Source organism: Allobosea sp. 10N428, assembly GCF_056394545.1.
This window is the reverse complement of the sequence record NZ_JBFTIC010000002.1, coordinates 591,172-611,974: the sequence shown is the minus strand read 5'-3', so window position 1 is coordinate 611,974 and position 20,803 is coordinate 591,172. Positions and strand designations below refer to the sequence as shown.

At 66.1% G+C, this 20,803-nt stretch carries 20 protein-coding genes; 19 read left to right on the top strand and 1 reads right to left on the bottom strand.

All coding sequences use genetic code 11. From position 1 onward, the window contains the following. Positions 1–70 precede the first annotated feature (70 nt). The gene (locus tag AC1DDA_RS09305; protein ID WP_476795531.1) at positions 71–2,632 is read left to right on the top strand and encodes a bifunctional acetate--CoA ligase family protein/GNAT family N-acetyltransferase; all 2,562 of its coding nucleotides are present in this window, start codon (positions 71–73) and stop codon (positions 2,630–2,632) included. A gap of 72 nt (positions 2,633–2,704) precedes the next feature. On the opposite strand, the gene AC1DDA_RS09300 is transcribed toward AC1DDA_RS09305, so the two are convergent. Beyond that, entirely contained in the window at positions 2,705–3,343 is a 639-nt protein-coding gene (locus AC1DDA_RS09300; RefSeq protein ID WP_476795530.1) for a YcbK family protein, read from the bottom strand. Positions 3,344–3,751: 408 nt separating this feature from the next. Here AC1DDA_RS09300 and AC1DDA_RS09295 point away from each other — a divergent pair, with 408 nt between their 5' ends. The 18 genes from AC1DDA_RS09295 (at position 3,752) to AC1DDA_RS09210 (ending at position 20,657) form a co-directional block, all read left to right on the top strand. Next, positions 3,752–4,132, top strand: a complete 381-nt coding sequence (locus tag AC1DDA_RS09295; RefSeq protein WP_441512687.1) for an NADH-quinone oxidoreductase subunit A — start codon at positions 3,752–3,754, stop codon at positions 4,130–4,132. A 65-nt stretch (positions 4,133–4,197) separates the two neighbouring features. Continuing rightward, positions 4,198–4,782 carry a NuoB/complex I 20 kDa subunit family protein gene (locus AC1DDA_RS09290; protein ID WP_441470626.1) on the top strand — a complete coding sequence of 195 codons (585 nt, stop codon included), beginning with the start codon at positions 4,198–4,200 and terminating at the stop codon, positions 4,780–4,782. A gap of 41 nt (positions 4,783–4,823) precedes the next feature. Continuing rightward, positions 4,824–5,429 (top strand): NADH-quinone oxidoreductase subunit C, encoded by a 606-nt coding sequence (locus tag AC1DDA_RS09285; protein WP_476795529.1) that lies wholly within the window; start codon positions 4,824–4,826, stop codon positions 5,427–5,429. Continuing rightward, a complete protein-coding gene (locus AC1DDA_RS09280; RefSeq protein ID WP_476795528.1) occupies positions 5,429–5,872 on the top strand; it encodes a GFA family protein in 444 nt (147 codons plus the stop codon). The genes AC1DDA_RS09285 and AC1DDA_RS09280 overlap by 1 nt, the downstream gene beginning before the upstream one ends. Then, positions 5,869–7,059, top strand: coding sequence for an NADH-quinone oxidoreductase subunit D (locus AC1DDA_RS09275; protein WP_476795527.1), 1,191 nt, complete (start codon positions 5,869–5,871; stop codon positions 7,057–7,059). Before AC1DDA_RS09280 ends, AC1DDA_RS09275 begins: the two co-directional genes overlap by 4 nt. Then, a complete protein-coding gene (nuoE, locus tag AC1DDA_RS09270; RefSeq protein ID WP_476795526.1) occupies positions 7,059–8,279 on the top strand; it encodes an NADH-quinone oxidoreductase subunit NuoE in 1,221 nt (406 codons plus the stop codon). The genes AC1DDA_RS09275 and nuoE overlap by 1 nt, the downstream gene beginning before the upstream one ends. Before the next feature lie 11 nt (positions 8,280–8,290). Further along, complete coding sequence (gene nuoF / locus AC1DDA_RS09265; RefSeq protein ID WP_476795525.1) at positions 8,291–9,595, top strand: NADH-quinone oxidoreductase subunit NuoF; 1,305 nt, start codon at positions 8,291–8,293, stop codon at positions 9,593–9,595. A 4-nt stretch (positions 9,596–9,599) separates the two neighbouring features. Beyond that, positions 9,600–11,678: an NADH-quinone oxidoreductase subunit NuoG gene (gene nuoG / locus AC1DDA_RS09260; RefSeq protein ID WP_476795524.1), complete on the top strand. Its 2,079-nt coding sequence runs from the start codon at positions 9,600–9,602 to the stop codon at positions 11,676–11,678. A gap of 6 nt (positions 11,679–11,684) precedes the next feature. Then, a complete protein-coding gene (nuoH, locus tag AC1DDA_RS09255) occupies positions 11,685–12,737 on the top strand; it encodes an NADH-quinone oxidoreductase subunit NuoH (RefSeq protein ID WP_441512679.1) in 1,053 nt (350 codons plus the stop codon). A gap of 32 nt (positions 12,738–12,769) precedes the next feature. Then, positions 12,770–12,934, top strand: coding sequence for a hypothetical protein (locus AC1DDA_RS09250; RefSeq protein WP_476795523.1), 165 nt, complete (start codon positions 12,770–12,772; stop codon positions 12,932–12,934). A gap of 2 nt (positions 12,935–12,936) precedes the next feature. Further along, the gene (locus AC1DDA_RS09245) at positions 12,937–13,167 is read left to right on the top strand and encodes a hypothetical protein (protein ID WP_476795522.1); all 231 of its coding nucleotides are present in this window, start codon (positions 12,937–12,939) and stop codon (positions 13,165–13,167) included. Between the two features lie 19 nt (positions 13,168–13,186). Continuing rightward, positions 13,187–13,675, top strand: a complete 489-nt coding sequence (gene nuoI, locus AC1DDA_RS09240; RefSeq protein ID WP_038367698.1) for an NADH-quinone oxidoreductase subunit NuoI — start codon at positions 13,187–13,189, stop codon at positions 13,673–13,675. A 255-nt stretch (positions 13,676–13,930) separates the two neighbouring features. Continuing rightward, the gene (locus AC1DDA_RS09235; RefSeq protein WP_476795521.1) at positions 13,931–14,554 is read left to right on the top strand and encodes an NADH-quinone oxidoreductase subunit J; all 624 of its coding nucleotides are present in this window, start codon (positions 13,931–13,933) and stop codon (positions 14,552–14,554) included. Then, positions 14,554–14,862, top strand: coding sequence for an NADH-quinone oxidoreductase subunit NuoK (gene nuoK, locus AC1DDA_RS09230; RefSeq protein ID WP_061968159.1), 309 nt, complete (start codon positions 14,554–14,556; stop codon positions 14,860–14,862). Before AC1DDA_RS09235 ends, nuoK begins: the two co-directional genes overlap by 1 nt. A gap of 29 nt (positions 14,863–14,891) precedes the next feature. Beyond that, entirely contained in the window at positions 14,892–16,934 is a 2,043-nt protein-coding gene (gene nuoL, locus AC1DDA_RS09225) for an NADH-quinone oxidoreductase subunit L (RefSeq protein WP_476795520.1), read from the top strand. Positions 16,935–16,938: 4 nt separating this feature from the next. Further along, positions 16,939–18,453, top strand: coding sequence for an NADH-quinone oxidoreductase subunit M (locus tag AC1DDA_RS09220; protein WP_441470614.1), 1,515 nt, complete (start codon positions 16,939–16,941; stop codon positions 18,451–18,453). Between the two features lie 9 nt (positions 18,454–18,462). Next, positions 18,463–19,890 carry an NADH-quinone oxidoreductase subunit NuoN gene (gene nuoN, locus AC1DDA_RS09215; RefSeq protein ID WP_441512674.1) on the top strand — a complete coding sequence of 476 codons (1,428 nt, stop codon included), beginning with the start codon at positions 18,463–18,465 and terminating at the stop codon, positions 19,888–19,890. 11 nt (positions 19,891–19,901) lie between these two features. Next, a complete protein-coding gene (locus tag AC1DDA_RS09210) occupies positions 19,902–20,657 on the top strand; it encodes a biotin--[acetyl-CoA-carboxylase] ligase (protein ID WP_476795519.1) in 756 nt (251 codons plus the stop codon). Positions 20,658–20,803 lie beyond the last annotated feature (146 nt).

Sequence of the window (20,803 nt, the reverse complement as noted above, 5' to 3'; positions counted from 1 at the left end):
TCGATGACGCTTGGCCCCAGCGGCCAGGATCGCTTCTGATCGCAGCATCGCAAACGGACATGGCCGACCGATGACGCTCGCCCTGATCAAGCGCCTGCTCGAGCCGGCCTCGACCACCGTGATTGCCGGCGTCGGCGAAACGGATGAGCTGGCGAAACAAATCCAGGCGGGCGCCTATCGGGGCAAGCTGGTCGTCCTCTCCGGGGAGGACGATCTGCCGTCCATGCCGCCTTCCGATCTCGTCATCGCCTCCAGCGCGGCTGCGGAACGGGCGCTGGCTGCAGCCAAGGACCGCGGCTGCGGCGGCGTGCTGGTGCCGGATGGGGACGCTGCCGACCGCGACCGACTGGGTGCGGCAGCCCGTGCCGCCGGGGTGAGATTGATCGGGCCGTCGTCTCTCGGGATCGCGGCCCCCCGCCTCGGCCTCAACGCGACCGCTGTGCCCGTGCAGCTTTCAGTCGGCACGCTGGCGCTGGCCGCGCAGTCCAACTCGGTGGCTGCCGGCATCCTGGCCTGGGCGGGGCGTCGCGAGATCGGTCTGTCGGGGGCCGTGGTGGTCGGCGAGGGGGCGGATGTCGACATCGCCGATTGCCTCGATCATTTCGCCGCCGATCCGCATACGAGGACCATTCTGCTGGCTATCGACGAGGTCACGGATGCCGCGCGCTTCCTCTCTTCGGCACGCGCCGCAGCGCGGATCAAGCCCGTGCTGGTTCTGAAGCCGCCACGTCTCGACGACAGCCTGTCGGCCTTGACTCATGCGGGGCTGATCGTGACCAGCGATGCCGCGCATGACGCGGCCTTTCATCGCGCCGGATTGTTTCGCGTAAACGATCTCGACGAGCTCTTCGCCGCCGCCGAGACTCTCGGCCGGGCCCGGGCGGCCGATGCGGGCCGGCTCGCCATCGTCAGCAACGGGGAGGGGCTGGCCGCCTTGGCCGCCGGCCGGTTGCGACAGGCGGCTGGCTCCCAGCTACGGCGCCGGGAGCCAGAGATCGTCCGCAGCCCGCAGGATTATCACGAAGCGGTCTCGCGCCTGCTGGCGGAGGAAACGGTCGATGCGGTGCTGGCGCTCAACGCGCCGGTCGCGCCATCCGATCCGTTGGATTGCGCCCGCGCGGTGGTCGACGCCCACCGCGACGCGCGAGCCAAGCCGGTTCTCGCTGCCTGGGTCGGAGCGGGGGAAAGCGCGGCGGCGATTTTCGCTGCCGCCGGCATTCCCTCTTTCGCCACGGAACAGGAGGCGGTCGTCGGGTTCCAGCACCTCACCCGCCACGCCCGGCTGATCAAGGAGCTGATGGCGACGCCGCCATCGATCGATGATGACGACCCGCCCGACGTCGCTGCCGCCGAGGCGATTATCGCGCAGGCGCTCGGGGAGGGCCGAAGCTGGCTGGAGCCAGATGAGGTGACGCGTCTGCTCGCCTTGTTCCGAATCCCGACGCTCGATCTCATCATCGCTCCTGATGCCGATGCGGCGGTCGCAGCAGCCGGAGCGCAATTCGAGGCCGGGCGGACGGTCGCGCTCAAGATCGTCTCCCCCGATGTTCCGCACAAATCGGACGTGGGCGGCGTCGAACTCGACCTTGGCAATGAAGGCGCTGTCCGCGCGGCCGCGGAGCAGATGGCGGAGCGCCTACGCCGGCAGCGTCCGCAGGCCCGTCTGACCGGTTTCATGGTGCAGCCGATGGCGCACCGTGCCAAGGCGCGGGAGCTGATCGCCGGATTCGCCACCGATTCCTGTTTCGGCCCGGCGATCGTGTTCGGCCGGGGTGGAATCGCGGCGGAGCTTATAGCCGATACGCATGTCGCGTTGCCGCCGCTCGATCTGGCTTCGGCGGAGAACCTGATCTCGCGAACCCGCGTCTCGCGTATCCTGGCGGCCTATCGCGATGTCCCGGCGGCAGACCGGCGTGCGATCGCCACGCTGCTGGTCGCGTTGGGCAAGATCGCGTCCGAGCTGCCGCAGATCCGCGAACTCGATCTCAATCCGATCCTCGCAGATGCGAATGGTGCCGTGGTGGTGGATGCGCGCATCGCGCTGGAACCCGACCCCGCCCGCCGCCGGCGTCCGGCGATCCGCCCCTATCCCGGGGCCTGGACGAGGCGCCTGGAGCTGGGCGAGCGGCGCTTTTCGGTCCGCCCGATCAAGCCGGAGGACGAACTCCTGATCGGCGCGATGCTGAACAGGGTGACCCCGGAGGATTTGAGGCTGCGCTTCTTCGCGCCGCTCAAATCCTTCAGCCACAACTTCCTCGCGCGCCTTACCCAGCTCGACTACGCGCGGGAGATGGCCTTCATCGCGACCGAGGATGGGAGCGGCGACGCCGCCGGCGCGGTCCGGCTGCATGCCGACCCCGGACATGTCGAGGCCGAATACGCGATCCTGCTTCGCTCGGACCTGAAAGGCATGGGACTGGGCCGCGCTTTGATGGTCCTGATGATCGACTGGGCCAGGGCAGAGGGCATCCGCCGCGTCCATAGCCAGGTGCTGGCGGAGAACGGGCCTATGCTCGCTCTCTGTCACAGTCTCGGCTTCGCAATCGTTCTCGATCCCGACGATGTTTCGGTCAAGCGGGTCACGCTGCGCTTGGATGGGCCAGGCCTTTCGGAGGCGGCGGAGAGGCCCTGAACGCGGTTGAAGGGAATGAGCGGCCGCGTTTGCGGACGCTCGAACCTAGGGAGACGGACGAAGCGCCGCTCTCTACCAGGGGCGTCGCGGGCCGGTGTCGATGTGGATCAGCCCGTTCCAGTAGACATGGTGCCCGCCAACCTCCGGCAGGCTGCGCACCCATTCCAGGACGATGCGCGGGCGCACGCCCGGGACACGGAAGTCCATCGCCTGGCAGCCCTTGTGATAGGAGCCGCGCCGCGCGCGCCAAGGCGGCCGCCAGGTCGAGGTCACCTTCACCGCACCATAGCGATCGGCAATCTTGCCGAGGGTCTGCTTCAACTGGTCGGGCAGGCAGGTGATCGAGGTGCCGGGGTCGGTCGAGATGCCCGGACGCTCGGGCTTCTCGTTCGGGTCGAAGTCGGGCTCGGCGCCGGCCTTCTGGCCCGGCGTCAGCTTCGGCCACTCCACGCCTTCGTCGTCGTCCGGTTCGCCGGGGGCGGGCGGGGTGCCTTCGGCGGGCGGTGTCATGGAGGCCGGGGTATTCTCAGGCGTTTCGGGCGCGGGAGCCGCGGGAGGTGTGTCCTGCGCGGTGCTGCGGATTGACGGCGCCGTCACGGGTGCCGCTGGGGGCACGACGATATTGGGCAGTTTCGGCGTGCCCTCCAGATCGAGATCGAACGGCCGCTGCGGTGGCAAGGGCGCGCGGACGCGCTCGCCCTCCTGGGCCATGGCAGACGTCGCGGAAAGCAGAAGAACAAGCGCCGGGACGACTCCGGCGCGCAGGCAAGCGGGCTTCATCGCGCCGCGTGAGCCACTGCCGGATTCGATATGGTGGCGGGCTGAAACGGCTTGGGCATCGAAGGCCTTTCGGGCGTGGCAGGCTTACCGGCCGGGAACGATTCGGCACGGCGAACGGGCTTGTGCCCGTCACAGCGGCTGAAAATACGCGTTTCCGACGGAATTCCGCCCGGAATGGCGGAGAGAGTGTGCGGACGCAGACGAATTCTGCCCCATCCTGCGCTGCATTCAACCCGCTCGCGCGATTGTGCGGCGCGGCGGAGTCTTGCTTCATTCTAATCGAGGGTCTAAGCGACTGGGCAGCGAGCCGTTACGCGGCCGTCCGAAGTGAGTTCGACCATGCAAGCTCTCCCGGTTCAGTCTCTTCTGACCGACTATCTCCCGCTGGTGCTGTTCATCGGCGTCTCGGCGGTCATCGGCCTGGCCCTGCTGATCGCCCCCTTCGCGATCGCCTATTCGAAGCCGGATGCGGAAAAGCTTTCGGCCTACGAATGCGGCTTCAACGCCTTCGACGATGCCCGCATGAAGTTCGACGTCCGGTTCTACCTGGTCTCGATTCTCTTCATCATCTTCGATCTCGAGGTCGCGTTCCTGTTCCCCTGGGCCGTCGCCTTCGGCAAGCTCGGCTGGTATGGCTTCTGGTCGATGATGATCTTCCTCGGCGTGCTGACCGTGGGGTTCGTCTACGAGTGGCGCAAGGGCGCGCTGGAGTGGGACTGACTGTCGGATCGCGGGGCGGACTTCCGCTTCATATCTGGCAGGCAAAGGTTCACGAGGATTAGGTCATGGCAATCACAGCGATCGATCGCGGCGACCCGCTCGTCGCGCAGGCACCGCGGGGGCTTCTCGGCCCGGACGGCAAGCCGGTCGGCACGCGTGATCCGTTCTTCGTCGAGATCAACAACGAGCTGGCCGACAAGGGCTTTCTCGTTACCGCCACCGACGATCTGATCAACTGGGCCCGCACGGGCTCGCTGATGTGGATGACCTTCGGTCTGGCCTGCTGCGCCGTCGAGATGATGCAGCTCTCGATGCCGCGCTACGATGTCGAGCGCTTCGGCTTCGCGCCGCGCGCCTCACCGCGCCAGTCCGACGTGATGATCGTTGCGGGGACGCTGACCAACAAGATGGCTCCGGCCCTGCGCAAGGTCTACGACCAGATGCCGGAGCCGCGCTACGTCATCTCGATGGGGTCCTGCGCCAATGGCGGCGGGTACTACCACTATAGCTATTCGGTGGTGCGGGGCTGCGACCGCATCGTCCCGATCGACATCTACGTCCCGGGCTGCCCGCCGACGGCAGAGGCGCTGCTCTACGGCGTGCTGCTGCTGCAGAAGAAGATCCGGCGCACCGGCACGATCGAGCGCTGAGGGCTCCGTCGGTCGATGCTGCAGGCGATGAAGGTGAGACGATGAGCGAAGCGCTCGTAAAACTCGGCGAAGAGATCAAGGCCGCGCTGCCCGGCGCGGTGACGGAGGCGGTCGTCGCTTTCGACGAGCTGACGGTTCATGCCGAGGCAGCTACGATCGTCGAGGTCCTGCGGGTGCTCTACAGCGATCCGCGCTTCCGCTTCGTCAATTTCACCGACATCGCCGGCGCCGATTATCCGGGCCGCGAGAAGCGCTTCGACGTGGTCTACCATCTGCTGGCACCGCACCATAACCGCCGCGTGCGCGTGAAGGTGCAGACCGACGAGGCGACGCCCGTTCCCTCTGTCGTCGACGTATTCCCGGCGGCAAACTGGTTCGAGCGCGAGGCCTACGATTTCTACGGCATCCTGTTTTCCGGCCACCCGGATTTGCGCCGCATCCTTACCGATTACGGCTTTGAGGGTTATCCGCTGCGCAAGGACTTCCCGCTGACCGGCTTCGTCGAGGTGCGCTACGACGACGAGCAGAAGCGCGTCGTGTACGAGCCGGTGAAGCTCAACCAGGAATTCCGCAACTTCGATTTCCTCTCGCCTTGGGAGGGCACGGACTACGTGCTGCCCGGTGACGAGAAGGCGAAGGGGGCGTGATGGCGGCTGGCCACCAAACCCTCTCCGGCGGCTGCCTTTGCGGCGCGGTGCGCTTCACCGCGACGCCCGAGAAGCAGGAGATGGACGTCTGCCATTGCGGCATGTGCCGGAAATGGAGCGGCGGCGTCTTCATGGCGGTGCCGTGCTCCGGCGTATCTGTTGCGGACGAGCAGGCACTCAGCGTCTATCCGTCCTCCGACTGGGGCGAGCGGGTCTTCTGCAAGACCTGCGGGTCGAGCCTGTTCTGGCGCCTGCGTGAGGGCGAGGACGGCCATGTCGCGGTGGCCTTCCAAAGCTTCGACGACCCGTCGTCCTTCGCCTTCGTCGCGGAGATCTTCATCGATGAAAAGCCGGCGCTCTATGCGTTTGCCGGCGAGCGGCCACGGCTGACCGGGGACGAGTTCCTGGCCCGCGTCGCGGCAATGCAGGGCGGCACGGCATGACCGAGCACAATATCCGCAACTTCTCGATCAACTTCGGTCCGCAGCACCCGGCGGCGCATGGCGTGCTGCGTCTCGTGCTGGAACTCGACGGCGAGGTGGTCGAGCGCGTCGATCCGCATATCGGCCTGCTGCATCGTGGCACCGAGAAGCTGATCGAGGCCAAGACCTATCTGCAGGCGCTGCCCTATTTCGACCGGCTCGACTATGTCGCGCCGATGAATCAGGAGCATGCCTATTCGCTCGCGGTCGAGCGTCTCGCCGGCGTGACCGTGCCGCGCCGCGGCCAGCTCATCCGCGTGCTCTATTCCGAGATCGGCCGCATCCTCTCGCATCTGCTGAACGTCACCACGCAGGCGATGGACGTCGGCGCCCTCACGCCCCCGCTCTGGGGCTTCGAGGAACGCGAGAAGCTGATGATCTTCTACGAGCGGGCCTGCGGTGCGCGCATGCACGCGGCCTATGTCCGGCCCGGCGGCGTGCACCAGGACATCCCGGTCTCGCTGATCCACGACATCGCCGAATGGTGCGATCCGTTCCTCAAGGTCTGCGACGACCTTGAAGGACTGCTCAGCGACAACCGCATCTTCAAGCAGCGCAACGTCGATATCGGCGTGGTCGATCTCGAGACCTGCTGGAAATGGGGCTTCTCGGGCGTGATGGTGCGCGGCTCCGGCGCGCCATGGGACCTGCGCAAGTCGCAGCCCTACGAGTGCTACGAGGAGATGGAATTCGACGTTCCCGTCGGCAAGAACGGCGACTGCTACGACCGCTACCACATCCGCATGGAAGAGATGCGTCAGTCGGTGCGCATCATGAAGCAGTGCTGCGAGAAGCTGCTGGCAGCCGATGGCGGCGGCCCGGTCTCCTCGCTCGACGGCAAGATGGTGCCGCCCAAGCGCGGCGAGATGAAGCGCTCGATGGAAGCGCTGATCCACCACTTCAAGCTCTACACCGAGGGCTACAAGGTCCCGGCCGGCGAGGTCTATGCCGCGGTCGAGGCGCCGAAGGGCGAATTCGGCGTCTATCTGGTCTCGGACGGCACCAACAAGCCCTATCGCTGCAAGATCAAGGCCCCGGGCTTCGCCCATCTCCAGGCCATGGATTTCATGTGCCGCAAGCACATGCTAGCCGACGTCTCCGCGATCCTCGGCTCCCTCGATATCGTCTTTGGTGAGGTGGACCGCTAATGTCCGTCCGTCGTCTCGCGCCTGATCCTGTCCAACCGGCCTCCTTCGCCTTCACCGCGGCGAATGAGAACTGGATCGACCAGCAGATCGCCAAGTATCCGGCCGGCCGCCAGGCTTCCGCCGTCATCCCGCTTTTGTGGAAGGCACAGGAGCAGGAGGGCTGGGTCTCGCGCGCCGTGATCGAGACCGTCGCCAAGCGTTTGGGCATGGCGCCGATGCGGGTGCTGGAGGTCGCGACCTTCTACACCATGTTCAACCTGCAGCCGGTGGGCGAGTATTTCGTCCAGCTCTGCGGTACGACGCCCTGCGCGCTGCGCGGCGCCGAGGCGCTGAAGAAGGTCTGCGAGGACGTCATCGGCCCGCAATCGACCGTGACCGCCGACGGCAAGCTCTCCTGGCTCGAGGTCGAGTGCTTGGGCGCCTGCTGTAACGCGCCGATGGCGCAGATCAATGTCGACTACTACGAGGACCTGACGCCGGCGAATTTCCGCCAGCTCCTCGACGATCTCCGCAATGGCCGCGCCGTCAAGCCCGGCCCGCAGAATGGCCGCACCGGCTCCGAGCCGGAAGGCGGCCCGCAGACGCTGACCGACAAGGCCCTCTATGACGGCTCGATGATCGGCGCCGGCGACTGGCAGAAGCGCATTGGCGAGCAGCGCAAGGCTGCTGCCGAAGCCGCTGCCGCCAAGGCTGCCGCCGAGGCGGAAGCGAAGAAGGCTGCAGAAGCCGAGGCGAAGAAGGCCGAGGCCACGCCGGCTGCGGTTGCCGAAAAGCCCGCCAGCGAGACGGCCGCCGCAGCCCGGCCGAAGCCGTCCGAGCCGGCCCAGCCTTCCAGTGCCGCCAACGACACGCCGGCCGCCAAGGGCAAGGTCGAGAAGAAGGATGTTGCCGAGGCTGCCAAGCCTGCCGTTGCGACAAAGGCCGAGCCCGCCGTCGAGGAGAGCAAGCCCGAGCTGCTGACCGCTGCGCGCGGCGGCGAGGGCGACGATCTCGAACTGATCTGGGGCGTCGGGCCGAAGCTCGCCGAGATGCTCAATGAGATGGGGATCTGGCACTACGACCAGATCGCCAAATGGACACCGGCGGAGCTCGCCTGGGTTGATGCACGCCTGACCGGCTTCAAGGGCAGGGCGGTGCGCGACGACTGGATTGCTCAGTCGAAGAAGCTCGCGACGGGCTGGCGCCCCGAGTCGAAGCTTGGCGACAAGCCGGCAGAGTGAGGCACTAGGACATGCTCGCAGATCGCGATCGCATCTTCACCAATCTCTACGGCCTGCACGACCGTACCCTGCAGGGTGCGATCCAGCGCGGCGCCTGGGATGGCACCAAGTTCCTGCTGGAGCAGGGCCGGGACTGGATCATCGACGAGATGAAGAAGTCCGGCCTGCGCGGCCGTGGCGGCGCCGGCTTCCCGACCGGGCTGAAATGGTCGTTCATGCCCAAGCAGAGCGACGGGCGTCCGCATTACCTCGTCGTCAACGCCGACGAGTCGGAGCCCGGCACCTGCAAAGACCGCGAGATCATGCGCAACGACCCGCATACGCTGGTCGAGGGCTGCCTGATCGCCTCCTTCGCCATGGGCGCGCATGCGGCCTACATCTATATCCGCGGCGAATATATCCGCGAGCGCGAGGCGCTGCAGCGCGCCGTCGACGAGGCCTATGAGGCCAAGCTCATCGGCAAGGACAACGTCCACGGCTATCCCTTTGATCTCTATGTGCATCATGGCGCCGGCGCCTATATCTGCGGCGAAGAGACGGCGCTGCTGGAGAGCCTCGAGGGCAAGAAGGGCATGCCGCGGCTGAAGCCGCCATTCCCCGCCAATATGGGCCTCTATGGCTGCCCGACCACGGTGAACAACGTCGAGTCGATCGCGGTCGCTCCGACCATCCTGCGCCGCGGCGCGAGCTGGTTCTCGTCGATCGGCACGCCGAACAATGTCGGCACCAAGCTCTTCTGCGTCTCCGGCCATGTGAACAAGCCCTGCAACGTCGAAGAGGCGATGGGCATTCCCTTCCGCGAGCTGATCGAAAAGCATTGCGGCGGCATCCGCGGCGGCTGGGACAATCTGAAGGCGGTCATCCCCGGCGGTTCCTCGGTGCGCATGGTGCCGGCCGAGCAGATCATCGACACGCCGATGGATTTCGACTCTCTCTCGAAGCTGCGCTCGGGCCTCGGCACGGCGGCGGTGATCGTGATGGACAAGTCGACCGACATCGTCCGCGCCATCGCCCGCATCAGCCATTTCTACAAGCATGAGAGCTGCGGCCAGTGCACGCCCTGCCGCGAAGGCACGGGCTGGATGTGGCGCGTCATGGAGCGCATGGCCGAAGGCCGCGCCCAGAAGCGCGAGATCGACATGCTGCTCGACGTCACCAAGCAGATCGAGGGCCATACGATCTGCGCGCTCGGCGACGCCGCGGCTTGGCCGATCCAGGGCCTGATCGCGCATTTCCGTCACGAAATCGAGCAGCGCATCGACGACTATGCCGCCAACCCGCACGGCGAGCCTGTGCGCCTGATGGCGGCGGAGTGAGACCATGACGAAACTCCTCATCGACGGCATCGAGGTCGACGTACCCGCCGAATACACGGTGCTCCAGGCCTGCGAGGCGGCGGGCGTCGAGGTGCCGCGCTTCTGCTTCCACGAGCGGCTCTCGATCGCCGGCAACTGCCGCATGTGCCTCGTCGAGGTGAAGGGTGGCCCGCCGAAGCCGCAGGCCTCCTGCGCCATCGGCGTGCGCGACCTGCGCCCCGGCCCGAACGGCGAGCCGCCGGTCGTCTCGACCAAGTCGCCGATGGTCAAGAAGGCGCGCGAGGGGGTGATGGAGTTCCTGCTCATCAACCACCCGCTGGATTGCCCGATCTGCGATCAGGGCGGCGAGTGCGACCTGCAGGACCAGGCCATGGCCTATGGCGCGGATACCTCGCGCTTCGCGGAGAACAAGCGCGCGGTAGAGGACAAGTATATCGGCCCGCTGGTCAAGACGACGATGACGCGCTGCATCCAGTGCACGCGCTGCGTCCGCTTCACCACCGAGGTCGCCGGCGCCTCCGATCTCGGCGCCATCGGCCGCGGCGAGGATATGGAGATCACGACCTATCTCGAGCACGCGATGAGCTCTGAACTGCAGAGCAATATCGTCGATCTCTGCCCCGTCGGCGCGCTGACCTCGAAGCCGTATCAGAACAAGGCCCGCCCGTGGGAGCTCTCCAAGACCGAGAGCATCGACGTGATGGATGCGGTCGGCTCGGCGATCCGCGTCGACTCGCGCGGCAAGGAAGTGATGCGCATCCTGCCGCGCCTCAATGAGGCGGTGAACGAGGAGTGGATCTCCGACAAGACCCGCCACGTCGCCGACGGTCTCAAGACCCAGCGTCTCGACCGGCCCTATATCCGCGAGAACGGCCGTCTGCGTCCCGCGAGCTGGAACGAGGCTTTCGCCGCCATCGCCGCCAAGGTGAAGGCTGCCGCTCCGGAGAAGATCGGCGCCATCGCCGGCGATCTCGCCGCGGTCGAGGACATGTTCGCGCTGAAGGCGCTGATCGCCTCGCTCGGCTCAGCCAATCTCGACGCGCGCCAGGATGGCACGAAGCTCCATCCGAAGTTCGGCCGCGCGTCCTACGTCCTCAACGCCGGCATCGCCGGCATCGAAGATGCGACCTCGCTGCTGATCATCGGCTCGAACCCGCGCCGCGAGGCGCCGATCCTGAATGCCCGCATCCGCAAGCGCTGGCTGCGCGGCGACTTCAAGATCGGTGTCATCGGCGAGAAGGCCGACCTGACCTATACCTACGACTATCTCGGCGCCGGCCCGGAGACGCTGGCCGATATCGTCAAGTCGGCCGCCGCCGTCGGCGGCAAGCCGATGGTGCTGATCGGGCAGGGGGCTCTTGCCCGCGCCGATGGCGAGGCCGTGCTCTCGCTCGCCGCCAAGGCGGCGCAGTCGCTGGGCGCGATCACCGAAGGCTGGAACGGCTTCGGTGTGATCCACACCGCCGCCGCCCGCGTCGGCGCGCTCGATCTCGGCTTCGTGCCGCAAGAAAACGCTGAGGGTTCGGGTGGTTTGGATGCGGCGGCCATGGCCCAGCCGGGCGCGCTCGACGTGCTCTTCCTGCTCGGCGCCGACGAGATCGAGGTGCCGGAAGGCGCTTTCGTGGTCTATCAGGGCACGCATGGCGACAAGGGCGCTCACCGCGCCGACGTCATCCTGCCGGGCGCGGCCTATACCGAAAAGTCCGGCACCTATGTGAACACCGAAGGCCGGGTGCAGATGGCGGATCGTGCCACCTTCCCGCCGGGCGACGCCCGCGAGGACTGGGCGATCCTGCGTGCGCTCTCCGCGGCGCTCGGCAAGACGCTGCCCTTCGACTCGCTGTCCGGCCTGCGCAAGGCGCTCTACGAGGCGCACCCGCATTTCGCGGCGCTCGACGGCCTCCCGGCCAACGACGCGGCGGAGATCGGCAAGCTTGCCGGCCTCGGCGGCAAGACCGACAAGGCGGGCTTCGCCCCGGCCGTCAGCGACTTCTATCAGACCAACCCGATCGCACGTGCCTCTGCCGTGATGGCGGAATGCTCGGCGCTGGCTTCGGGCCGGCACCAGCAGGCGGCGGAGTAACCGGCCATGAACTGGGACCTCGTTCTCGATATCGCGATCATCCTCGGCAAGAGCCTGCTGCTGCTGGTCTGCCTACTGGTCTTCATCGCCTATATCCTGCTCGCCGACCGCAAGGTCTGGGCGGCGGTGCAACTGCGCCGCGGCCCGAACGTGGTCGGTCCCTGGGGCCTGTTCCAGAGCTTCGCGGACCTGATCAAGTTCGCGCTCAAGGAGCCGATTATCCCGGCCGGCGCGAACAAGGGGCTCTTCCTGCTGGCGCCCTTCATCTCCTGCCTGCTGGCGCTCGGCGCCTGGGCGGTAATCCCGGTGGCGGAAGGCTGGGCCATCGCCGACATCAATGTCGGCGTGCTCTATATCCTCGCGATCTCCTCGCTCGGCGTCTACGGCATCATCATGGCCGGCTGGGCCTCGAACTCGAAATATCCGTTCATGAGCGCTCTGCGCTCGGCGGCTCAGATGGTGTCCTATGAGGTCTCGATCGGCTTCGTCATCATCACCGTGCTGCTCTGCGTCGGCTCGCTGAACCTCTCGGCCATCGTCGAAGCCCAGCAGAACCGCGGGCTCGCCCATGCGCTCGGCGTTCCCTGGCTCAGCATCCTGAACTGGTACTTCCTGCCGCTCTTCCCGATGTTCGTCGTGTTCTTCGTCTCGGCGCTGGCCGAGACGAACCGACCGCCCTTCGATCTGGCCGAGGCGGAATCGGAGCTCGTGGCGGGCTTCATGGTCGAGTATTCCTCGACGCCGTACCTGCTGTTCATGCTCGGCGAATACGTGGCGATCATGACCATGTGCTCGCTGACGACGATCCTGTTCCTCGGTGGCTGGGCGCCGCCGGTCGCGCTGCCGCCCTTCACCTGGCTGCCTGGCGTGTTCTGGTTCGCGCTCAAGATCTGCCTCGTCTTCTTCATGTTCGCGCTGGTGAAGGCCTTCGTGCCGCGCTACCGCTACGACCAGCTGATGCGCCTGGGCTGGAAGGTCTTCCTGCCGCTCTCGATCGCGAGCGTCGTTCTGGTGGCGCTGGTGCTGCAGCTGACTGGCTGGGGGCCGGTCGGCGGATGAGTTTGGCTGCGATCTCCGGAATTGCATTCGGCATGATCGCAGCACTGGTTCTTTACGGCTCGGCGTGCTGGTGGGCGCGGCGAAGCCGGATCTTCGATGCGCTGGACGTGGCGCTCGGAGGGGCGGTGGCCGCCGCGGTTGTCGGTGGCTTCGGCGGATACAAGGCCGTTCAGTGGCTCAGGCTGCTGACGGCATGAATATGGCCGGCCCGCTCGGTGCCTTGATCGGCTTCGGGCTGGGTCTGCTAGAATACCGGCTGATGACGGCCGTGGTGATCGGGGCGCTCAGGCGCACGGATCACTCCACGACCGAGGCTGAAAAGAATGATTATGAGCGCCGCATCCGCATCCTGCGGTGGGCGCTGATGGCAATCACGATCGGCTTCACGCCGATCCTGGGTTTCGTGATCGGCCGGGCTTTGTTCGGCTGAGGATGGAAGGACGAAGGCGATGTCACTCGCGCAAGCCGCAAGGGGCCTGCTGCTGAAGGAGTTCGTCGGGGCGATCGGCCTGTCGATGCGCTACTTCTTCAAGCCGAAGGCGACGCTGAACTACCCGTTCGAGAAGGGCCAGCTCTCGCCACGTTTCCGTGGCGAGCACGCGCTGCGCCGCTATCCGAACGGCGAGGAGCGCTGCATCGCGTGCAAGCTTTGCGAGGCGATCTGCCCGGCGCAGGCCATCACCATCGAGGCCGGCCCGCGCCGCAACGACGGCACGCGCCGCACGACCCGTTACGACATCGACATGACGAAGTGCATCTATTGCGGCTTCTGTCAGGAGGCCTGCCCGGTCGATGCCATCGTCGAGGGGCCGAATTTCGAGTTCGCGACCGAAACCCGCGAGGAGCTGTTCTACGACAAGGACAAGCTGCTCGCGAACGGCGCGCGCTGGGAACGCGAGATTGCGCGCAACATCGCGATGGACGCGCCGTATCGGTAGCTGCCGTCATGCTCGGGCTTGACCCGAGCATCTCGTGCAGGAAGAGGCTCCGACGCCTCGTTCTGCCAGAGATTCTCGGGTCTGCGCTTCGCTTCGCCCGAGAATGACGTCCTAGAACGAGACCAGACCCGCCGCGCGGTTGTCGCGTTCGGAGGGCCTGTTTATAGACGCTCCAAATTGCTCCGGGCTCCTTGAGTCCCGGCGCACGAACCAAACGAGGACCGCGCCGAAAAGGGGCGGGAAGGGCTGGCCGAGATGAATGCCGCAGCGGCTTTCTTCTATCTCTTTGCAGGCGTTACCGTGGCATCCGCCTTCATGGTGGTGACCTCGCGCAATCCCGTGCACTCGGTGCTGTTCCTGATCCTGGCCTTCGTCAACGCGGCCGGGCTGTTCATGCTGCTCGGCGCCGAGTTCCTCGCGATGCTGCTGGTCGTCGTCTATGTCGGCGCGGTCGCGGTGCTCTTCCTCTTCGTGGTGATGATGCTCGACGTCGATTTCGCCGAGTTCCGCCAGGGGTTTCTGAACTATCTGCCGGTGGGGGCGCTGATCGGCTTCATCTTCGCCGTCGAACTGCTGCTGGTCGTCGGCGCCTGGGTGATCGACCCGCAGATCGTCAAGGCGCCGGTCGCCGCGATCCCCGCCGGCATGACCAATACCGAGGCGCTCGGCCGCGTGCTCTACACCCAGTATGTCTACTACTTCCAGGCGGCGGGTCTCGTGCTGCTGGTCGCCATGATCGGCGCGATCGTGCTGACGCTGCGCGAGCGCCACGGCATCAAGCGCCAGCACGTCCCGACCCAGAACGCCCGGACCAAGGACGCGGCGATGGAGGTCAAGCAGGTGCCCTCGCACGCCGGCGTTCCCGAGGAGATGGCATGATGACGATCGGACTGGGCCATTATCTCGCCGTCAGCGCCATCCTGTTCACGCTCGGCGTGCTCGGCATCTTCATCAACCGCAAGAACGTCATCGTCATCCTGATGTCGGTCGAGCTCATCCTGCTCTCGGTCAACCTGAACTTCGTCGCCTTCTCGAGCTTCCTGAACGATATCGTCGGACAGGTCTTCGCGCTGCTGGTGCTCACGGTGGCGGCGGCTGAGGCCGCGATCGGCCTCGCCATTCTCGTCGTCTACTTCCGCAACCGCGGCACGATCGCGGTGGAAGACATCAACATGATGAAAGGCTGAGCGCTGCCTGGCGCCTGGACCTCACGACCATGTATCACCTGATCGTCTTCCTCCCCCTGATCGGCTTCCTGATCGCCGGCCTGTTCGGCCGGCTGATCGGCGCGCGCGGCTCCGAGATCGTCACGACCTCGCTGCTCATCGTCTCGGCAATCCTGTCCTGGGTCGCCCTCGTCCAGGTCGGCTTCGGCTCCGGCACGACGCGCATCCAGGTTGCGAGCTGGATTTCCTCCGGCAGCCTGCAGGTCGACTGGGCCTTCCGCGTGGACACGCTGACCGCCGTGATGCTGGTCGTCGTCAACACCGTGTCGTCGCTCGTGCACCTCTACTCGATCGGCTACATGCACGAGGATCCGCACCGGCCGCGCTTCTTCGCCTATCTCTCGCTGTTCACCTTCGCGATGCTGATGCTGGTGACGGCGGATAATCTCGTCCAGATGTTCTTCGGCTGGGAGGGCGTCGGTCTCGCCTCCTATCTGCTGATCGGCTTCTGGTACCAGAAGCCTTCGGCCAACGCCGCGGCGATGAAGGCCTTCATCGTCAACCGCGTCGGCGACTTCGGCTTCTCGCTCGGCATGTTCCTGGTCTTCGTGCTGTTCGGCTCGGTCGCCTTCGACGCCATCTTCCCGCGCGCCGGCGAGTTCGTGAACCAGGGCTTCCGCTTCCTCGGCTATGACTGGAACGCGCTGACCCTGACCTGCCTGCTGCTGTTCGTCGGCGCGATGGGCAAGTCGGCCCAGTTCCTGCTCCACACCTGGCTGCCGGACGCGATGGAAGGCCCGACCCCGGTCTCGGCCCTCATCCATGCCGCGACCATGGTCACTGCCGGTGTCTTCATGGTGGCGCGCCTGTCGCCGCTCTTCGAGTATGCTCCCGTCGCGCTCACCGTCGTTGTCGTCATCGGCGCGACCACGGCCTTCTTCGCCGCGACGGTCGGCCTCGTGCAGAATGACATCAAGCGCGTCATCGCGTATTCGACATGCTCGCAGCTCGGCTACATGTTCGTCGCGCTCGGCGTCGGCAATTACGGCGCCGGCATCTTCCACCTCTTCACCCACGCCTTCTTCAAGGCCTTGCTCTTCTTGGGCGCCGGCTCGGTCATCCACGCGATGCACCACGAGCAGGACATGCGCCGCATGGGCGGCCTGCGTAAGCACATCCCGCTGACCGCGGCGGCGATGACGATCGGCACCCTGGCGCTGACCGGCGTCGGTATCCCCGGGACGGTTTTCGGCTTCGCCGGCTTCTTCTCGAAGGATGCGATCATCGAGAGCGCCTATGCCTCGGTCGAGCATGGTGGCTTCGCCAGCTCCTATGCCTTCATCCTGCTGGTCGTCGCCGCCTGCATGACGTCCTTCTATTCCTGGCGGCTCTATTTCATGACCTTCGAGGGCGCACCGCGCTGGGGCCATGGCCATGACTCGCATGGTCACGATGACCATGCCCATGCCGCGCACGGCCATGACGACCATGCGCACGGCCATGACGCTCACGGCCACGGCCATGATCACACGCCGCATGAGAGCCCTTGGGTGATGCTGGTGCCGCTCGCCCTGCTTTCGGTCGGTGCGATCTTCGCTGGCGTCGCCTTCAAGGAGTACTTCGTCGGCCACGACTTCGAGCATTTCTGGAAGTCGTCCCTGTTCATGGGCAAGGACAACCACATCCTGCACACCATGCACGAGGTGCCCAAGTGGGTGGTGGCATCGCCGTTCGTGGCGATGGTGATCGGCTTCGTGCTCGCCTACTGGATGTATGTCCGCCGGCCGGACATTCCGGGCAAGCTCGCGGCTGCGAACCCGGCGCTGTACCAGTTCCTGCTGAACAAGTGGTACTTCGACGAGCTCTACGACTTCCTGTTCGTGCGCCCGGCGAAATGGCTCGGTCGCTTCCTCTGGAAGAAGGGCGATGGCCTGGTCATCGACGGCCTCGGACCGGACGGCATCTCGGCACGCGTGGTCGATGTGACCAATCGGGTGGTCCGGCTGCAGACCGGCTATCTCTATCACTATGCCTTCGCGATGCTGATCGGCGTCGCCGGGCTGGTGACTTGGTATCTTGTGACCCGCGGGTGAGATGATGTCCTTCGGTTTCGGTATCCTCACCGGTCTTCTGGTCCTGCCGCTGGTCGGCGCTGCCTTCATCCTGGCGCAGCGCGGCGATCAGGCCTCGGTCGACTCCAACGCCCGCTGGGCGGCGCTGATCACGACGGTGCTGACCTTCGTGCTCGCCTGCGTGGCCTGGAGCCGCTTCGACACGGCCAACCCCGGCTTCCAGATGGTCGAGACCCATGGCTGGGTCTCCGATGCCATCAAGTTCAAGCTTGGCGTCGACGGCTTTTCCTTCCCCTTCATCGTGCTGACGGCGTTCCTGATGCCGTTCTGCATCCTCGCCTCCTGGACCTCGGTCGAGAAGCGGGTGGCAGAGTACATGGTCGCCTTCCTGATCCTGGAGACGCTGATGATCGGCGTCTTCGCGGCGCTCGACCTCGTGCTGTTCTACCTGTTCTTCGAAGCCGGCCTGATCCCGATGTTCCTGATCATCGGCATCTGGGGTGGCAAGCGGCGCGTCTACGCCTCCTACAAGTTCTTCCTCTACACGCTGCTCGGCTCGGTGCTGATGCTGCTGGCGGTGATGGCGATGTACTGGAACGCCGGTACGACCGACATTCCGGCGCTGCTCGCCCACAAATTCCCTGCCGGCATGCAGACATGGCTGTGGCTCGCCTTCTTCGCCTCCTTCGCGGTGAAGATGCCGATGTGGCCGGTCCATACCTGGCTGCCCGACGCGCACGTCGAGGCGCCGACGGCTGGTTCCGTCATCCTGGCGGCGATTCTGCTGAAGATGGGCGGCTACGGCTTCATCCGCTTCTCGATCCCGATGTTCCCGGAGGCGTCGCATTATTTCGCGCCGCTGGTCTTCGCGCTCTCCGTCATCGCCATCGTCTACACCTCGCTGGTGGCGCTGATGCAGGAGGATATCAAGAAGCTGATCGCCTACTCCTCGGTGGCGCATATGGGCTTCGTCACCATGGGGCTGTTCACCCTGACGCCGCAGGGCATCCAGGGCGCGATGTTCCAGATGATGAGCCATGGCCTCGTCTCCGGCGCGCTCTTCCTCTGCGTCGGCGTGATCTACGACCGCATGCACACCCGCGAGATCGCGGCCTATGGCGGGCTGGTGAACCGCATGCCGCTCTACGCGGTGGTGTTCATGGTCTTCACCATGGCCAATGTCGGCCTGCCGGGCACCGCCGGTTTCGTCGGCGAGTTCCTGACGCTGGTCGGCGCCTTCCGCGCCAATCCCTGGGTTGCCTTCTTCGCGACCTCCGGCGTCATTCTCTCGGCCGCCTATGCGCTCTGGCTCTACCGCCGGGTCGTCTTCGGCGAACTCGTCAAGCCGGAGCTCAAGGACATCAAGGACCTGAACGGCCGCGAGATCGCGATCCTGGTCCCGCTCGTCCTGCTGACCATCTGGTACGGCGTGCAGCCGCACACGATCCTCGACGCCTTCGCGGCGCCGACCGAAGCGCTCATCAAGAACTATCAGGCTGCCCTCACTGTCGCGAAGACGGCAGTGGCGGCCGTGCAGTAAGGTCTCGTCATGGCTCTGCCCGCTCTCGGCCCGGCCCTGCCGGAAATCATCCTCGCCGTCGGCGCCATCGCGATGGTGCTGGTCGGCGCGATCCAGGGTGAGCGCGCGACGCGCCTGCTCGAAGGCCTCGCCCTCGTGCTGCTCGCGGTCGCCTTGGTGCTGGTCGTCTCGGCCGGCGGCAAGCTCCTGACCTTCAACAACGGCTTCATCGCCGACGGCTTCTCCCGCTTCATGAAGGTGCTGACGCTCATCGGCGCCGGCGCCACGATCCTTCTCTCCGCCGATACGCTGCGGCGCGAGGGGGCGATGCGCTTCGAATTCCCCATTCTCGTCGTGCTCGCGACCATCGGCATGATGATGATGATCTCGGCCAACGATCTCATCAGCCTCTATGTCGGACTCGAGCTGCAGTCGCTGGCGCTCTATGTCGTGGCGGCGTTCGACCGCGACAATGCGAAGTCGACCGAGGCGGGCCTGAAGTATTTCGTGCTCGGCGCGCTCTCCTCCGGCATGCTGCTCTATGGCGCCTCGCTGGTCTACGGCTTCACCGGCACCGTCACCTTCACCGGCATTGCCGCGGCGACGCAGGGCGGCCATGCCGGCATCGGCCTGATCTTCGGCATCGTGTTCATCGCCGCCGGCGTCGCCTTCAAGATCTCGGCCGTGCCGTTCCACATGTGGACGCCGGACGTCTATGAGGGCGCTCCGACCCCGGTCGCCGCCTTCTTCGCCTCGGCTCCCAAGATGGCTGCCATGGCGATGGTGGTCCGCATCTTCGTCGGCGCCTTCCCGGGCGCGATCCAGGACTGGCGCCAGATCATCGTCTTCATCTCGATCGCCTCGATGGCGCTCGGCGCCTTCGCCGCGATCGGCCAGCGCAATATCAAGCGCCTGCTCGCGTATTCCTCGATCGCCAATATGGGTTACGCGCTGGTCGGTCTCGCCGCCGGCACCCCCGGCGGCGTGCAGGGCGTGATGACCTATATGGCGATCTATCTCGCCACGACGCTCGCCGCCTTCGCCTGCGTGCTGATGATGCGCCGTGACGGAAAACTGGTCGAGGACATCTCGGAGCTTGCCGGCCTGTCCCGCACCAATCGCTGGATGGCGTTCGCGATGTCGATGATGATGTTCTCGCTTGCCGGCATCCCGCCGCTCGCCGGCTTCTGGGCGAAGTGGTACGTCTTCCTCGCCGCGATCGAGGCCAAGCTCTACGTTCTCGCCGTCGTTGGCGTGATCACCAGCGTCGTCGGCGCCTATTATTATCTGCGCCTCGTCAAGGTGATGTATTTCGACGATCCGAAGCCGGCCTTCGAGACCGCGGATTACGGCGTGCGCACCGTGCTGCTGTTCTCGACCATCTTCGTGCTGGTGCTTTCGTTGCTGCCGGCGCCGCTCTTCAACGCGGCCGAGGCGGCGGCGAAGTCGCTCTTCTGAGCCGACCGCGCGTGCTCGGCGAAGCCGCCCGCGCAGCGGGCTACCGGCTGATCATCCGCGACGAGGTCGCCTCGACCATGGAGGAGGCCCGCCGCGCGCTCGATCAGGGCGAGCCCGGCAAGCTCTGGATCGTCGCCCGCAGCCAGAATGCCGGCAGAGGCCGGCATGGCCGGCAATGGGGCTCGCCGCGCGGCAATCTCTATGCGAGCCTGCTGCTGACCGACCCGTGCGAGCCGGCGCTGGCACCGCAGCTTGGCTTCGTCGTGGGCCTAGCCCTGCACGATGCCGCGGCGAAGCTGCTCGGCCCGGCCGCGTCCGGGCTGAAGCTGAAATGGCCGAACGATCTGCTGCTCGATCGCGCCAAGACCTCGGGCCTGCTGCTCGAAGGCGAGAGCCGGGCAGGGCGGCTCAACGTCATCGTCGGCTGCGGCGTGAACATCGCTTCCTGCCCCTCCGACACACCCTATCCCGCGACCTTCCTCAAGGCGGCAGCGCCGCAGGCCAATGTCGAGACGATGCTGACGGGGCTGAGCGACGCCTTCGCCCAGCGCTTCGCCATCTGGTCCCAGCCCGGTGGCTTCGGGCCGATCCGTGCCGCCTGGCTCGAGCGCGCCGCCTTTCTCGGCGAGACCATCACCATCCGCCTGCCAGACGGCCCGCTGGCGGGGCGATTTATCGGTCTCGACCCGACGGGGCGTCTCGAACTCGAAACGGAAGCCGGCCGGCGCGTCATCGATGCGGGCGATCTCTTCTTTGGAGCGGCCTGAGATGCGCGGGCGGCCATGCTGGCCTGCCGCGTCACGACCATGCTAGAGGAATTCGTCGGTTCCACGCGGTCATCCCGGGCGGCCGAAGGACGACCCGGGATCCATGCCGGAACGCGAGCCGGAATCGCGCCGGCATGCATCCCGGA

Coding starts and splice junctions, on each gene's coding strand:
- AC1DDA_RS09305 (WP_476795531.1), top strand. CDS start 71: ATGACGCTCGCCCTGATCAAGCGCCTGCTCGAGCCGGCCTCGACCACC.
- AC1DDA_RS09300 (WP_476795530.1), bottom strand. CDS start 3,343: ATGGCCCAGGAGGGCGAGCGCGTCCGCGCGCCCTTGCCACCGCAGCGG.
- AC1DDA_RS09295 (WP_441512687.1), top strand. CDS start 3,752: ATGCAAGCTCTCCCGGTTCAGTCTCTTCTGACCGACTATCTCCCGCTG.
- AC1DDA_RS09290 (WP_441470626.1), top strand. CDS start 4,198: ATGGCAATCACAGCGATCGATCGCGGCGACCCGCTCGTCGCGCAGGCA.
- AC1DDA_RS09285 (WP_476795529.1), top strand. CDS start 4,824: ATGAGCGAAGCGCTCGTAAAACTCGGCGAAGAGATCAAGGCCGCGCTG.
- AC1DDA_RS09280 (WP_476795528.1), top strand. CDS start 5,429: ATGGCGGCTGGCCACCAAACCCTCTCCGGCGGCTGCCTTTGCGGCGCG.
- AC1DDA_RS09275 (WP_476795527.1), top strand. CDS start 5,869: ATGACCGAGCACAATATCCGCAACTTCTCGATCAACTTCGGTCCGCAG.
- nuoE (WP_476795526.1), top strand. CDS start 7,059: ATGTCCGTCCGTCGTCTCGCGCCTGATCCTGTCCAACCGGCCTCCTTC.
- nuoF (WP_476795525.1), top strand. CDS start 8,291: ATGCTCGCAGATCGCGATCGCATCTTCACCAATCTCTACGGCCTGCAC.
- nuoG (WP_476795524.1), top strand. CDS start 9,600: ATGACGAAACTCCTCATCGACGGCATCGAGGTCGACGTACCCGCCGAA.
- nuoH (WP_441512679.1), top strand. CDS start 11,685: ATGAACTGGGACCTCGTTCTCGATATCGCGATCATCCTCGGCAAGAGC.
- AC1DDA_RS09250 (WP_476795523.1), top strand. CDS start 12,770: ATGATCGCAGCACTGGTTCTTTACGGCTCGGCGTGCTGGTGGGCGCGG.
- AC1DDA_RS09245 (WP_476795522.1), top strand. CDS start 12,937: ATGGCCGGCCCGCTCGGTGCCTTGATCGGCTTCGGGCTGGGTCTGCTA.
- nuoI (WP_038367698.1), top strand. CDS start 13,187: ATGTCACTCGCGCAAGCCGCAAGGGGCCTGCTGCTGAAGGAGTTCGTC.
- AC1DDA_RS09235 (WP_476795521.1), top strand. CDS start 13,931: ATGAATGCCGCAGCGGCTTTCTTCTATCTCTTTGCAGGCGTTACCGTG.
- nuoK (WP_061968159.1), top strand. CDS start 14,554: ATGACGATCGGACTGGGCCATTATCTCGCCGTCAGCGCCATCCTGTTC.
- nuoL (WP_476795520.1), top strand. CDS start 14,892: ATGTATCACCTGATCGTCTTCCTCCCCCTGATCGGCTTCCTGATCGCC.
- AC1DDA_RS09220 (WP_441470614.1), top strand. CDS start 16,939: ATGTCCTTCGGTTTCGGTATCCTCACCGGTCTTCTGGTCCTGCCGCTG.
- nuoN (WP_441512674.1), top strand. CDS start 18,463: ATGGCTCTGCCCGCTCTCGGCCCGGCCCTGCCGGAAATCATCCTCGCC.